At 64.8% G+C, this 12,449-nt stretch carries 11 protein-coding genes; 8 read left to right on the top strand and 3 right to left on the bottom strand.

The genetic code is table 11. The features are described from left to right. The first annotated feature begins 70 nt into the window (after positions 1 to 70). The 5 genes from AC25M7_RS19705 to AC25M7_RS19685 all read left to right on the top strand — a co-directional run bounded on the left by AC25M7_RS19705 (position 71) and on the right by AC25M7_RS19685 (position 5,363). Positions 71 to 979: a carbohydrate ABC transporter permease gene (locus tag AC25M7_RS19705; RefSeq protein ID WP_028691968.1), complete on the top strand. Its 909-nt coding sequence runs from the start codon at positions 71 to 73 to the stop codon at positions 977 to 979. Next, a complete protein-coding gene (locus tag AC25M7_RS19700) occupies positions 972 to 1,817 on the top strand; it encodes a carbohydrate ABC transporter permease (protein WP_062360432.1) in 846 nt (281 codons plus the stop codon). Before AC25M7_RS19705 ends, AC25M7_RS19700 begins: the two co-directional genes overlap by 8 nt. Positions 1,818 to 1,820: 3 nt before the next feature. After that, a complete protein-coding gene (locus AC25M7_RS19695) occupies positions 1,821 to 2,969 on the top strand; it encodes an ABC transporter ATP-binding protein (RefSeq protein ID WP_028691966.1) in 1,149 nt (382 codons plus the stop codon). Positions 2,970 to 3,046: 77 nt separating this feature from the next. Next, entirely contained in the window at positions 3,047 to 4,390 is a 1,344-nt protein-coding gene (locus AC25M7_RS19690; protein ID WP_062360433.1) for a carbohydrate porin, read from the top strand. Positions 4,391 to 4,508: 118 nt separating this feature from the next. Then, a complete protein-coding gene (locus AC25M7_RS19685) occupies positions 4,509 to 5,363 on the top strand; it encodes a D-hexose-6-phosphate mutarotase (protein WP_062360435.1) in 855 nt (284 codons plus the stop codon). On the opposite strand, the gene hexR is transcribed toward AC25M7_RS19685, so the two are convergent. After that, on the bottom strand, positions 5,356 to 6,219 hold the full coding sequence (gene hexR, locus AC25M7_RS19680) for a DNA-binding transcriptional regulator HexR (RefSeq protein WP_172402443.1): 864 nt from the start codon (positions 6,217 to 6,219) through the stop codon (positions 5,356 to 5,358). The two genes, AC25M7_RS19685 and hexR, sit on opposite strands and share 8 nt — an antisense overlap. A gap of 190 nt (positions 6,220 to 6,409) precedes the next feature. Between hexR and zwf the strand changes: the two genes are divergently transcribed. The 3 genes from zwf to AC25M7_RS19665 are packed head-to-tail and all read left to right on the top strand — an operon-like array spanning position 6,410 to position 9,271. Further along, the gene (zwf, locus tag AC25M7_RS19675) at positions 6,410 to 7,879 is read left to right on the top strand and encodes a glucose-6-phosphate dehydrogenase (protein WP_028691962.1); all 1,470 of its coding nucleotides are present in this window, start codon (positions 6,410 to 6,412) and stop codon (positions 7,877 to 7,879) included. Next, a complete protein-coding gene (gene pgl / locus AC25M7_RS19670) occupies positions 7,866 to 8,579 on the top strand; it encodes a 6-phosphogluconolactonase (RefSeq protein WP_069017658.1) in 714 nt (237 codons plus the stop codon). Before zwf ends, pgl begins: the two co-directional genes overlap by 14 nt. A 17-nt stretch (positions 8,580 to 8,596) precedes the next feature. After that, positions 8,597 to 9,271, top strand: coding sequence for a bifunctional 4-hydroxy-2-oxoglutarate aldolase/2-dehydro-3-deoxy-phosphogluconate aldolase (locus AC25M7_RS19665; RefSeq protein WP_028691960.1), 675 nt, complete (start codon positions 8,597 to 8,599; stop codon positions 9,269 to 9,271). A 304-nt stretch (positions 9,272 to 9,575) separates the two neighbouring features. Here AC25M7_RS19665 and leuA read toward each other — a convergent pair whose 3' ends face one another. Together leuA and AC25M7_RS19655 are read right to left on the bottom strand one after the other, a co-directional pair. Beyond that, a complete protein-coding gene (gene leuA, locus AC25M7_RS19660; RefSeq protein WP_028691640.1) occupies positions 9,576 to 11,249 on the bottom strand; it encodes a 2-isopropylmalate synthase in 1,674 nt (557 codons plus the stop codon). A gap of 370 nt (positions 11,250 to 11,619) precedes the next feature. Beyond that, entirely contained in the window at positions 11,620 to 12,447 is an 828-nt protein-coding gene (locus AC25M7_RS19655) for a M23 family metallopeptidase (protein WP_207851917.1), read from the bottom strand. Positions 12,448 to 12,449 lie beyond the last annotated feature (2 nt).

The raw sequence follows: 12,449 nt of genomic DNA, 5'->3' as shown, positions 1-12,449 counted from the left end.
GCGCAGCCCTCTCGCGACGCAAGGCCGCTCCCACAGGGCTCCGAGTCGTTCTCGAAACGAGATCTGAACCATGACCACTGCAACCGCCCGCCTGCGGGCATCCCCCCTGGACGCGCTGCAGCGCTGGCTACCGAAGCTGGTGCTGGCGCCGAGCATGTTCATCGTCCTTGTGGGTTTCTACGGCTACATCCTGTGGACCTTCGTCCTCTCGTTCACCACCTCGACCTTCCTGCCTACTTACAAGTGGGCGGGCCTGGCGCAGTACGCCCGGCTGTTCGACAACGACCGCTGGTGGGTGGCGAGCAAGAACCTGCTGCTGTTCGGTGGACTGTTCATCGGCATCACCCTGGCCATCGGCGTGTTCCTTGCCGTGCTGCTTGACCAGCGCATCCGCCGCGAAGGTTTCATCCGCACCATTTACCTGTATCCCATGGCCCTGTCGATGATCGTCACCGGTACCGCCTGGAAGTGGCTGCTCAACCCCGGCATGGGCCTGGACAAGCTGCTTCGCGACTGGGGCTGGGAAGGCTTTCGCCTGGACTGGCTGATCGACCCCGACCGCGTGGTCTACTGCCTGGTGATCGCCGCCGTGTGGCAGGCCTCGGGCTTCATCATGGCGATGTTCCTCGCCGGTCTGCGTGGCGTCGACCCGTCGATCATCCGCGCCGCCCAGCTCGATGGCGCCAGCCTGCCGCGCATCTACTGGACCGTGGTGCTGCCCAGTCTGCGCCCGGTGTTCTTCAGCTCGCTGATGATCCTTTCGCACATCGCGATCAAGAGCTTCGACCTGGTGGCGGCGATGACTGCTGGTGGCCCGGGCTACTCCTCGGACCTGCCGGCCATGTTCATGTACTCGTTCACCTTCAGCCGCGGGCAGATGGGCATGGGCTCGGCCAGCGCGATCCTCATGCTGGGCGCCATCCTGGCAATCCTCGTGCCTTACCTGTACTCCGAGCTGCGGGGGAAACGCCATGACTAGCCCGATCGACAAACCGGCGCTGAACCTCAGCCGCGTCGCCGTCCACGCCGTGCTGCTGCTGGCCGTGCTGCTGTACCTGGTGCCGCTGGTGGTGATGCTGCTGACCAGCTTCAAGACCCCCGAGGACATCGGCAGTGGCAACCTGCTGAGCTGGCCCACCGCGTTCACCGCCATCGGCTGGAGCAAGGCCTGGGCCACGGTCAGCGGCTACTTCGTCAACTCGATCCTGATCACCGTGCCGGCGGTATTGATTTCCACGGCCATTGGCGCGCTCAACGGCTATGTGCTTTCGATGTGGCGCTTCCGTGGCTCGCAGCTGTTCTTCGGCCTGTTGCTGTTCGGCTGCTTCCTGCCGTTCCAGACCGTGCTGCTGCCGGCCTCGTTCACCCTCGGCAAGCTGGGCCTGGCCAGCACCACCAGCGGGCTGGTGCTGGTGCATGTGGTGTATGGCCTGGCCTTCACCACGCTGTTCTTCCGCAACTACTACGTGAGCATCCCCGAGGCGCTGGTCAAGGCCGCGCGGCTGGACGGCGCCGGGTTCTTCACCATCTTCGGGCGGATCATCCTGCCGATGTCGACGCCGATCATCATGGTCTGCCTGATCTGGCAGTTCACCCAGATCTGGAACGACTTCCTGTTCGGCGTGGTGTTCTCCAGCGGCGACTCGCAACCGATCACCGTGGCCCTCAACAACCTGGTCAACACCAGCACCGGGGCCAAGGAATACAACGTCGACATGGCCGCGGCGATGATCGCCGGGCTGCCGACGCTGCTGGTCTACGTGGTCGCGGGCAAGTATTTCGTGCGCGGGCTGACCGCCGGCGCGGTCAAGGGGTAAGTCATGGCAACACTCGAACTTCGCAATGTGCACAAGACCTACGGCGTGGGCCTGCCGGACACGCTCAAGGACATCCAGCTGGCGATCAAGGACGGCGAGTTCCTGATCCTGGTCGGCCCCTCGGGCTGCGGCAAGTCGACGCTGATGAACTGCATCGCCGGCCTTGAGAGCATCAGTGGCGGGGCGATCCTCATCGACGACGAGGACGTCAGCGGCATGAGCCCCAAGGACCGCGACATCGCCATGGTGTTCCAGTCCTACGCGCTGTACCCGACCATGAACGTGCGCGACAACATCGCCTTCGGCCTGAAGATCCGCAAGATGTCCCAGGCCGCCATCGACGAAGAGGTGGCGCGGGTCGCCAAGCTGCTGCAGATCGAGCACCTGCTCGAGCGCAAGCCCGGGCAGCTGTCCGGTGGCCAGCAACAGCGCGTGGCCATGGGCCGAGCGCTGGCGCGCCGGCCAAAGATCTACCTGTTCGACGAGCCGCTGTCGAACCTCGATGCCAAGCTGCGGGTGGAGATGCGCACCGAGATCAAGCTGATGCATCAGCGCCTGAAGACCACCACGGTGTACGTCACCCACGACCAGATCGAGGCGATGACGCTCGGTGACAAGGTGGCGGTGATGAAGGACGGCATCATCCAGCAGTTCGGCACGCCGCAGCAGATCTACAACGACCCGGCCAACCTGTTCGTCGCCAGCTTCATTGGCTCGCCGCCGATGAATTTCATTCCGGTGCGCTTGACGAAGCAGGACGGTCGCGTGCTGGCGCTGCTCGACAGCGGCCAGGCGCGCTGCGAGCTGCCGCTGGGCGTGGTGGCGGACGAGCTGGAAGGTCGCGAGATCATCCTTGGCGTGCGCCCGGAGCAGATCGCCCTGGGGGCGGAGCAGGGCAATGGCCTGCCGGGCATCCGCGCCGAAGTGCAGGTCACCGAGCCCACCGGCCCGGACCTGCTGGTGTTCGTCACCCTCAATCAAACCAAGGTCTGCTGCCGTCTGGCGCCGGATGTGGCATGCCGGGTCGGTGACAGCCTCAACCTGCAGTTCGACCCGGCGCGGGTTCTGCTGTTCGACGCCGGCAGCGGCGAACGCCTGGACCTTGCCGCCACCGCCGTGAAGGACAACGTGACGCGTTTCAAAGGTCGTTAAGAACGGCGGCCGCTCCCACAGGAAAGATCAGGCCGTTGATTCGTTCTGTTAATAACAAGAAAAGAGGACGCAAAGGGATGGAACATCGCAATCGCATCAGGACACTGGGCTCACTGGCACTGCTGGCCGTGGTCGGCAGCAGCGGGGCCCAGGCCGCCGAGGCTTTCTCGTCGGAATCGAAATGGATGACCGGCGACTGGGGCGGCACCCGCACCGAGTTGCTGGAGAAGGGCTACGACTTCACCCTCGACTACGTCGGCGAGGTGGCCGGCAACCTGCACGGCGGCTACAACAACGACAAGACCGCGCGCTACAGCGACCAGTTCGCCCTGGGTGCGCACCTGGACCTGGAGAAGATCTTCGGCTGGAAGGACACCGAGTTCAAGCTGGCGATCACCGAGCGTAGCGGCCGCAACCTGTCCAACGACCGCATCAGCGACCCGCGTGCCGGGCAGTTCAGCTCGGTGCAGGAAGTCTGGGGGCGCGGCCAGACCTGGCGCCTGACCCAGATGTGGGTCAAGCAGAAGTACTTCGACGGCGCGCTGGATGTGAAAGTCGGCCGCTTCGGCGAGGGCGAGGACTTCAACAGCTTCCCCTGCGACTTCCAGAACCTGGCCTTCTGCGGCTCGCAGGTGGGCAACTGGGTCGGCGGCATCTGGTACAACTGGCCGGTCAGCCAGTGGGCGCTGCGGGTCAAGTACAACATCACCCCGGAATTCTTCGTCCAGGTCGGCGCCTACGAGCAGAACCCGTCGAACCTGGAGACCGGCAACGGCTTCAAGCTCAGCGGCAGTGGCACCAAGGGCGCGATCCTGCCGGTGGAGGCGGTGTGGTCGCCGAAGGTCAACGGCCTGCCGGGCGAGTACCGCCTGGGCTACTACTACAGCACCGCCAAGGCCGACGACGTGTACGACGACATCAACGGCAACCCGCAGGCGCTGACCGGCGCGGCGTTCAAGTCGCACTCCAGCAAGCACGGCTGGTGGGTGGTGGCGCAGCAGCAGGTCACCGCCCATGCCGGCGACGTCAATCGCGGCCTGAGCCTGTTCGCCAACTTCACCGTGCACGACAAGGCCACCAACGTGGTCGACAACTACCAGCAGGTCGGCCTGGTCTACAAAGGTGCCTTCGACGCCCGACCCAAGGACGACATCGGCTTCGGCATCGCCCGCATCCACGTCAATGACGACGTGAAGAAGCGCGCCGAGCTGCTCAATGCCCAGAGCGGTATCAACGACTACGACAATCCGGGCTTCGTGCCGCTGCAGCGCACCGAGTACAACGCCGAACTCTACTACGGCTTCCACGTCACCAACTGGCTGACCGTGCGGCCGAACCTGCAGTACATCAAGAGCCCGGGCGGTGTGGACGACGTGGATAACGCGCTGGTCGCGGGGTTGAAGATTCAGTCGTCATTCTGAGAAAAATTGTTGTAAATTTACGCCATCCATCTCGACTTACCGCTAACCACTGGCCAGCAGTGGTTAGCGGGCACGGGGTGAGACAGCGCTATCTCAAACAACAAAAGAGCTCAGAACCATGCCTGAACATCCGCTACATCGCTTCTTCACCTCGCAACGGCCCAGGCCGACCTTCGAGTGGGAGCGTTACCAGCAGCGCGATGTGCTGATCATCGACCACCCAAGCTGCCAAGCGGTGTTCAGCCGCCAGGGCGCGCAACTGCTGCATTTCCAGCCGGCCGGCGAGAAGCCCTGGCTGTGGTGCGCCGAGCAGTGGCCGCAGGTGGGCGCCATCCGCGGTGGCGTGCCGGTGTGCTGGCCATGGTATGGCCGTCATCCCAGCGAGGACCTGTGGCCGGCCCACGGCTGGGCGCGCCTGCTGGACTGGAAGCTGGTGGACAGCCTTGAGGACGAGCAGGGCGTGGCCCTCAAGTGGCGCCTGGACCTGTGCGACTGGCAGGTCGACCTGCACGCCCGGCTTGGCGCGAGCATGGAACTGAGCCTGAGCACCGAGCACCAGGACAGCGAGCCGTGTCAGCTGAGCCATGCGCTGCTGGCCTACTGGCGAATCAGCGACGTGTCGAAGATAGCGCTGTCCGGGCTCGAGGATATCCAAGGCTACGATCGCCTCAATCGCCAGGTCTGCCGCGAGGACGGCGCGCTGACCCTCAAGGGCGGTTGCCAGAAAGTCTATCCCGGCACACCCAAGGTGCAGTTGCAGGATCCGGACTGGCAGCGCGAGCTGTGCATCGACACCGGCGACAGCGATGACACTGTGGTCTGGCACCCGGGCAATCGCCCGTTGATGGGCGTGACCGGGCGCGAATGCCAGGGCTTCGTCTGCGTCGAGGCGGCCAGCGGCAGTGGCGAGGGCCTGAGCCTGGCGCCGGGGGAGCGGGCGCACCTGCGGCTGCAGGCGCACCGGCTCAGTTGAGGTCGTCGTCCTCGATCGGGTAGCGACTGGCGTTGAGGCTTTCCTTGATCTTGCGCAGGTGCGGCTGGAAGTCCACGCCGCGGCGCAGGGTCATGCCGGTGGCCAGCACGTCGAGCACGGTGAGCTGGATGATCCGCGAGGTCATCGGCATGTAGATGTCGGTGTCTTCCGGCAGCGGGATGTGCAGGCTCAGGCTGCAGGCCTGGGCCAGGGGCGAGCCGGCGGCGGTCAGGCCGAGCACCGAGGCGCCGTTTTCCCGGGCCAGGCGCGCCACCTCGACCAGTTCGCGGGTGCGCCCGGTGTAGGAAATGATCACGAACAGATCGCCGGTGTGGGCAACCGAGGCCAGCATGCGCTGCATCAGCACGTCGGCATGGGCCGACACGGCGAGGTTGAAGCGGAAGAACTTGTGCTGGGCGTCGAGGGCCACCGGGGCCGAGGCGCCGAGGCCGAAGAAGTGGATCTGCCGGGCCTGGATCATCATGTCCACGGCGCGGCTGACCTGCTGCGGGTCGAGCGCCTGGCATGCGCTGTCCAGCGAGGCGATGGCGCTGCCGAAAATCTTCTGGGTGTAGGCGGCCGGATCGTCATCGGCCTCCACCGCGCGGCTGACATAGGCGGCCCCGCTGGCCAGGCTCTGCGCCAGCTGCAGCTTGAGCTCGGGGTAGCCGCTGACGCCGAACGAGCGGCAGAAGCGGTTGACCGTCGGTTCGCTGACCTTGGCCGCCTGGGCCAAGGCGGCGATGCTGAAGCGGGTGGCCTGTTGCGGGTTGAGCAGGATGACTTCGGCGACTTTGCGTTCGGCCTTGTTCAGCTCGTCGAGGCGGCCCTGGATCTGTTCCAGGAGGTTGCGCACGCGGTCCATGGTGTGTCCTTGGGTCGGAAGCTGGCTTTTTGCGGTGGCGTGTATCGTACTGTCGGTAAGATTGTCACACCACTTGTCTGTAATGGCTGTATTGGATGTTGTGGTTTTTACTACATTAACCCTTGAAATGCAGGGTTGAAACCGGTATTCCTAGTCCAACATTTATAAAAGAACCAACATCATGGCCGCGATCAGTGTCGAACCCTGCACCTTCGCCCTCTTTGGCGCCCTCGGCGACCTGGCGTTGCGCAAGCTGTTTCCCGCGCTCTACCAGCTCGACCGCGCCGACCTCCTGCACCCGGATACCCGCCTGCTGGCCCTGGCCCGCGAGCCGGGCAGCGTGCAGGACCACCTGAACAGCATCGAGGCTCATCTGCGCCGCCATGTGCCGGAGGCCGAGATCGATGCCGCTTCCCTGGGGCGCTTCCTCGGGCGCCTGAGCTACCTGCACCTGGACTTCGTCGAGCCGGAGGGCTACCAGGCCCTGGCCGAACAGGCGCCGAGCGGGCAGCCGCTGATCGCCTACTTCGCCACGGCGGCGGCGGTCTACGGCGCGATCTGCGAGAACCTCGACAAGGCCGGCCTGGCCTCGCGCACCCGCGTGGTGCTGGAAAAGCCCATTGGCCACGATCTGGAGTCGTCGCGCCGGGTCAACGACGCCGTGGCGCGGTTCTTCCCCGAGAGCCGGGTCTACCGCATCGACCACTACCTGGGCAAGGAGACGGTGCAGAACCTGATCGCCCTGCGCTTCGCCAACAGCCTGTTCGAAACCCAGTGGAACCAGAATTCGATCTCCCACGTGGAGATCACCGTCGCCGAGAAGGTCGGCATCGAGGGCCGCTGGGGTTACTTCGACAAGGCCGGCCAGCTGCGCGACATGATCCAGAACCACCTGTTGCAGCTGCTCTGCCTGATCGCCATGGACCCGCCCAGCGACCTGTCGGCCGACAGCATCCGCGATGAGAAGGTCAAGGTGCTCAAGGCACTGGCACCGATCACCGGCGAAGGCCTGAGCACCCATGTGGTGCGCGGCCAGTACATTGCCGGCTTCAGTGACGGCAAGCCGGTGCCGGGCTACCTGGAAGAGGACAACGCCAACGCCCAGAGCGACACCGAGACCTTCGTCGCCCTGCGCGCCGATATCCGCAACTGGCGCTGGTCGGGGGTGCCGTTCTACCTGCGCACCGGCAAGCGCATGCCGCAGAAGCTGTCGCAGATCGTCATCCACTTCAAGGAAACCCCGCACTACATCTTCGCCCCGGAACAGCGTTTGCAGATCGGCAACAAGCTGATCATCCGCCTGCAGCCGGACGAAGGCATTTCGCTGCGGGTGATGACCAAGGAACAGGGCCTGGACAAGGGGATGCAGCTGCGCAGCGGCCCGCTGCAGCTGAATTTCTCAGACACCTGGCGCAGCGCGCGGATTCCGGATGCCTACGAGCGTCTGCTGCTGGAAGTGATGCGCGGCAACCAGAACCTGTTCGTGCGCAAGGACGAGATCGAATACGCCTGGAAATGGTGCGATCAGCTGATCGCCGGCTGGAAGACCAGCGGCGACGCGCCCAAGCCCTATGCGGCCGGTTCCTGGGGGCCGATGAGCTCGATTGCATTGATCACTCGCGATGGGAGGGCCTGGTATGGCGATATCTGAACTGCAACTGCCGGCGACGGTGAAGGCGCATCAGCTGGCTGACGCGAAAACCCTGGCGGCGACCCTGGCCCATGATGTGGCCGAGCGCCTGCGCCAGGCCATCGCCAGCAAGGGCCAGGCCTGCGTGGTGCTGTCCGGCGGCCGCAGCCCGGTGGCGTTTCTCGAGAAGCTGGCGGCAGAAGTGCTGGACTGGTCGAAGGTCACCGTGAGCCTGGCGGACGAGCGCTGGGTACCGGTGGAACACGACGACAGCAATGCCGGCCTGCTGGCCCGTCACCTGCTCAAGGGCGGTGCGGCCAAGGCGCGTTTCATCGGCCTGTACCAGAGCGCCGCGACCCTGGAGGCCGCCGCCGAGCAGGCGGACCAGGTCCTCGCCGATCTGCCGCCGATCGATGTGCTGGTGCTGGGCATGGGCGACGACGGCCACACGGCTTCGCTGTTCCCGGCCAGCCCCAACCTGCGCCAGGGCCTGGCCAAGGTCGGCGAGCGTCGCTGCCTGCCGATGCTGGCGCCGAGCGTGCCGCACCAGCGCCTGAGCATGACCCGCGCGCTGCTGGCCGGGGCCGGTTTCATCGCCCTGTCCGTGCAAGGCGCGGGCAAGCTCACCACCTTGCGTGCTGCCCTGGCGGCCGAAGACCCTACCGAAATGCCGATTCGCGCCTTTCTTCACGACCCCCTGGACATCTACTGGTGCCCATGAGCCAAGGACCCATTGTCATGACCACCCTCGAACGCCCACAGCCTTTGCTCTCGATGGCCGACAAAGCCGCGCGGATCGACACGATCTGCGACAAGGCGCGCATCCTGCCGGTGATCACCATCGCCCGTGAGGAAGACATCCTGCCCCTGGCCGACGCCCTGGCCGCAGGCGGCATCCGCACCCTGGAAGTGACCCTGCGCTCGCAACATGGCCTGAAGGCCATCCAGGTGCTGCGCGAGCAGCGCCCCGAGCTGTGCGTCGGTGCCGGTACCGTGCTCGACCGTGGCATGTTCGCCGCCGTCGAGGCCGCTGGCGCGCAGTTCGTCGTTACCCCGGGCATCACCCAGGACATCCTCGAAGCGGGCGTGGACAGCGACATTCCGCTGCTGCCGGGTATCAGCACGCCGTCGGAGATCATGATGGGCTATGCCCTTGGCTACCGTCGCTTCAAGCTGTTCCCGGCGGAGATCAGTGGTGGCGTGGCGGCGATCAAGGCCTTTGCCGGCCCATTCGGCGACATTCGCTTCTGCCCGACCGGTGGGGTGAACCCGGCCAACGTGCGCAACTACATGGCGCTGCCCAATGTGATGTGCGTGGGCGGCACCTGGATGCTCGACAGCAGCTGGATCAAGAACGGCGACTGGGCGCGGATCGAGGCGTGCAGCGCCGAGGCGATGGCGTTGCTGGACTGACAGATTTCGTTGTGTGCTACACGGCTTGTGGGGCGCTTGGTCGGCGCCCCTTTTTTTCGCCTGTAGTTGCGCCTTACAGGGTGGCCGGAATTCACGCATCTCCCCGTGGGAGCGGCCTTGTGTCGCGAAAGTGCCGCAACGCGGCCCCAGCGATCTTTGCATGAACGCTGAAATCCTGGGGCCGCTACGCGCCCCTTTCGCGACACAAGGCCGCTCCTACACGGGTATGCAGAGCAGAAGGGTTGCCTGCTACAGGCAAAAAAAGCCCGCATCAAGGATGCGGGCTTCGTTCATCGGCGATGGTTTACGCCGCTTTGGCCTGCTGCTGGCTCAGCGACCGGTTCAGCGCGCTGAACAGCGCCTTGAAGCTGGCGGTGGTGATGTTCTCGTCGATGCCCACGCCATGCACCGGACGCCCACCGGCCACGCGCAGTTCGATGTACGCCGCCGCCTTGGCGTTGGTGCCGGCACCGATGGCGTGCTCGTTGTAGTCCATGATCTCCACGTTGACCGGCAGGCCGGCGACCAGCGCTTCCAGGGCGCCGTTGCCCTTGCCGTGCCAGTGCAGGGTGGTCTCGCCTTCACCGGAGACTTCCACCTGCACGTGGCTGCTGCCGTTCTCTTCCTGCAGGCGGTGGCTGACCAGCGCATACGGTGCGTTGGCCTGGAGGTACTCCTTCTGCAGCAGCTTGTAGATCTGCTCGGCGGTCATTTCCAGGCCGAGACGGTCGGTCTCGCCCTGTACCACCTGGCTGAACTCGATCTGCATGCGGCGCGGCAGGCTGATGCCGTACTCCTGCTCGAGCAGGTAGGTGATGCCACCCTTGCCCGACTGGCTGTTGACGCGAATCACCGCCTCGTAGCTGCGGCCGATGTCGGCCGGGTCGATCGGCAGGTACGGCACCTCCCACAGTTCGCCGTCCTGCTGCTTGGCGAAGCCCTTGCGGATGGCGTCCTGGTGCGAGCCGGAGAAGGCGGTGTGGACCAGGTCGCCGACGTACGGGTGACGCGGGTGCACCGGCAGCTGGTTGCACTCCTCGACGACCTTGCGCACGCCGTCGATGTCGGAGAAGTCCAGCTGCGGGTCGATGCCCTGGGTGTAGAGGTTCAGGGCGAGGGTGACCAGGTCGACGTTGCCGGTGCGCTCGCCGTTGCCGAACAGGCAGCCTTCGGCACGGTCGGCGCCGGCCATCAGGCCCAGCTCGGTGGCGGCGATGCCGGTGCCACGGTCGTTGTGGGTGTGCAGGCTGATGATCACGCTGTCGCGACGGTTGATGTTGCGGCAGAACCATTCGATCTGGTCGGCGTAGACGTTCGGCGTGGCGACTTCGACGGTGGCCGGCAGGTTGAGGATGATCTTGTGCTCAGGAGTCGGGTTCCACACTTCGATCACCGCGTCGCACACTTCCTTGGCGAACTCCAGTTCGGTGGCGCTGAAGGTTTCAGGCGAGTACTGGAAGGTCCACTGGGTGTTCGGCTGCTGGGCGGCGTACTTGACGAACAGCTTGGCGGCGTTGACCGCGATGTCCTTCACGCCCTGCTTGTCCTGGTTGAAGACGATGCGGCGGAACGACGGGCAGGTGGCATTGTACAGGTGGACGATGGCCTTCTTGGCCCCGCGCAGGGATTCGAAGGTACGGGCGATCAGGTCTTCACGGGCCTGGGTCAGCACCTGGATGGTGGTGTCGTCCGGGATGTGGCCGTCTTCGATCAGGGTGCGCACGAAGTCGAAGTCGGTCTGCGAGGCCGACGGGAACGAGGCTTCGATTTCCTTCACGCCCACCTGCACCAGGGTCTTCCAGAACCGCAGCTTCTTCTCCGAGTCCATCGGCTCGATCAGCGACTGGTTGCCATCACGCAGGTCGGAACTGCACCAGATCGGTGCCTGGGTGATGGTCTTCGACGGCCAGGTACGGTCGGGCAGGTCGATGGTCGGGAACGCGCGGTATTTCTTCGAAGGGTCTTTGAGCATGGTCATGGAAGCAATCCTTTTTATGTGCGGCCGTGATCGGGCCTGCCAAACGAAAACGAGAGAAAAAGGCGAGGCGACGCGATTCACCCTGGTAGTCGGGCGCTGACCAGGCAGAGGCTGCGGTGTTGTCGGAGCAGGGTGCTGAAGATGTTCATAGGCTCAACCCTAACCAGTGGGTTGGGGGATGGCAAGCATTGCGGAAAAATTGAGAGGAATGCTTAAAAAAACGAATCTTAGGAGTTTTTATGGCCGCTTAATTGGTCTTGTTGATATTTTATTGCGTGATGTTTTTTTGTTGCGCAAATCGCGGGGCCTGCCCGATCCCACGATGCCACCGTCGGCCGCGTGGGAGCGGGCTGGCCCCGCGATTGCGCTTTCAGGGCTGGAACGCGCCGATGAAAATCGCAGGATCGACCCGCGCATCGTTGAGGCTGACGTTCCAGTGCATGTGCGGCCCGGTGGCCCGGCCAGTCGAACCCACGCGGCCCACCACCTCGCCACGGCGTAGCACCTGCCCTGGCTTCACGTCGATCTTCGACATATGGCAGAACATGCTGATGAAGCCCTGGCCATGGTCGACGAACACCGTGCGGCCATTGAAGAAGTAGTCGCCCACCAGGATCACCTTGCCATTGGCCGGGGTCTTGATCGGCGTGCCGGCCGGTACGGCGAAGTCAAGGCCCGCATGAGGGTTGCGCTCCTCGCCGTTGAAGAAGCGGCGCACGCCGAACTTGCTCGACAGCGGGCCGTCGACCGGCTTGTCGAGAATCAGGTTGCTCGGCAGGGCCGGGCTGAAGCTGCGGTAGGCCTTGACTTGTTCGGCCAGTTCGCGGTCGATGCGCTTGAGGTCCTCGGGCTCGGGGTTGACCTGGCGCTTGTTCTTCAGGGTGATGTGCTGTTCGGGGTATTTCTTGCTGCCCACGCTGAAGCGGATGTCGCGCCCCCCCTGGGTGAGCACGGCGCTACCGGGTTTCTGGGTGAGCGGGATGCCGACGATGGCCAGCCAGTTGTCCTGCTCCTTCACCACCAGCACCGGCTTGCCGTCGAAGCGGGCGCTCGGCGCGCTGGCGGCCGGCCCTAGGTTGACCACGGCCACGCCGCCGGGCACCGGCTTGTCGAGGGTGCGGGTGATGTAGCTGGCCTGGGCCGCGGTGAGCGGCAGCAGCAGGGCAAGGGCGAGCAGGGGCGCGAACAGGCGGGGCATGT

This window comes from Pseudomonas sp. P106(2024) (assembly GCF_057480815.1).
Note: the sequence above shows the minus strand (reverse complement) of the source record. Positions and strands in the feature narration are given on the sequence as shown.

Excerpts from the sequence above, each read along its gene's own strand:
- AC25M7_RS19690 (WP_062360433.1), top strand. The coding sequence starts at position 3,047 with ATGGAACATCGCAATCGCATCAGGACACTGGGCTCACTGGCACTGCTG.
- AC25M7_RS19705 (WP_028691968.1), top strand. The coding sequence starts at position 71 with ATGACCACTGCAACCGCCCGCCTGCGGGCATCCCCCCTGGACGCGCTG.
- AC25M7_RS19655 (WP_207851917.1), bottom strand. The coding sequence starts at position 12,447 with ATGCCCCGCCTGTTCGCGCCCCTGCTCGCCCTTGCCCTGCTGCTGCCG.
- AC25M7_RS19695 (WP_028691966.1), top strand. The coding sequence starts at position 1,821 with ATGGCAACACTCGAACTTCGCAATGTGCACAAGACCTACGGCGTGGGC.
- zwf (WP_028691962.1), top strand. The coding sequence starts at position 6,410 with ATGGCCGCGATCAGTGTCGAACCCTGCACCTTCGCCCTCTTTGGCGCC.
- AC25M7_RS19700 (WP_062360432.1), top strand. The coding sequence starts at position 972 with ATGACTAGCCCGATCGACAAACCGGCGCTGAACCTCAGCCGCGTCGCC.
- AC25M7_RS19685 (WP_062360435.1), top strand. The coding sequence starts at position 4,509 with ATGCCTGAACATCCGCTACATCGCTTCTTCACCTCGCAACGGCCCAGG.
- AC25M7_RS19665 (WP_028691960.1), top strand. The coding sequence starts at position 8,597 with ATGACCACCCTCGAACGCCCACAGCCTTTGCTCTCGATGGCCGACAAA.
- pgl (WP_069017658.1), top strand. The coding sequence starts at position 7,866 with ATGGCGATATCTGAACTGCAACTGCCGGCGACGGTGAAGGCGCATCAG.
- leuA (WP_028691640.1), bottom strand. The coding sequence starts at position 11,249 with ATGACCATGCTCAAAGACCCTTCGAAGAAATACCGCGCGTTCCCGACC.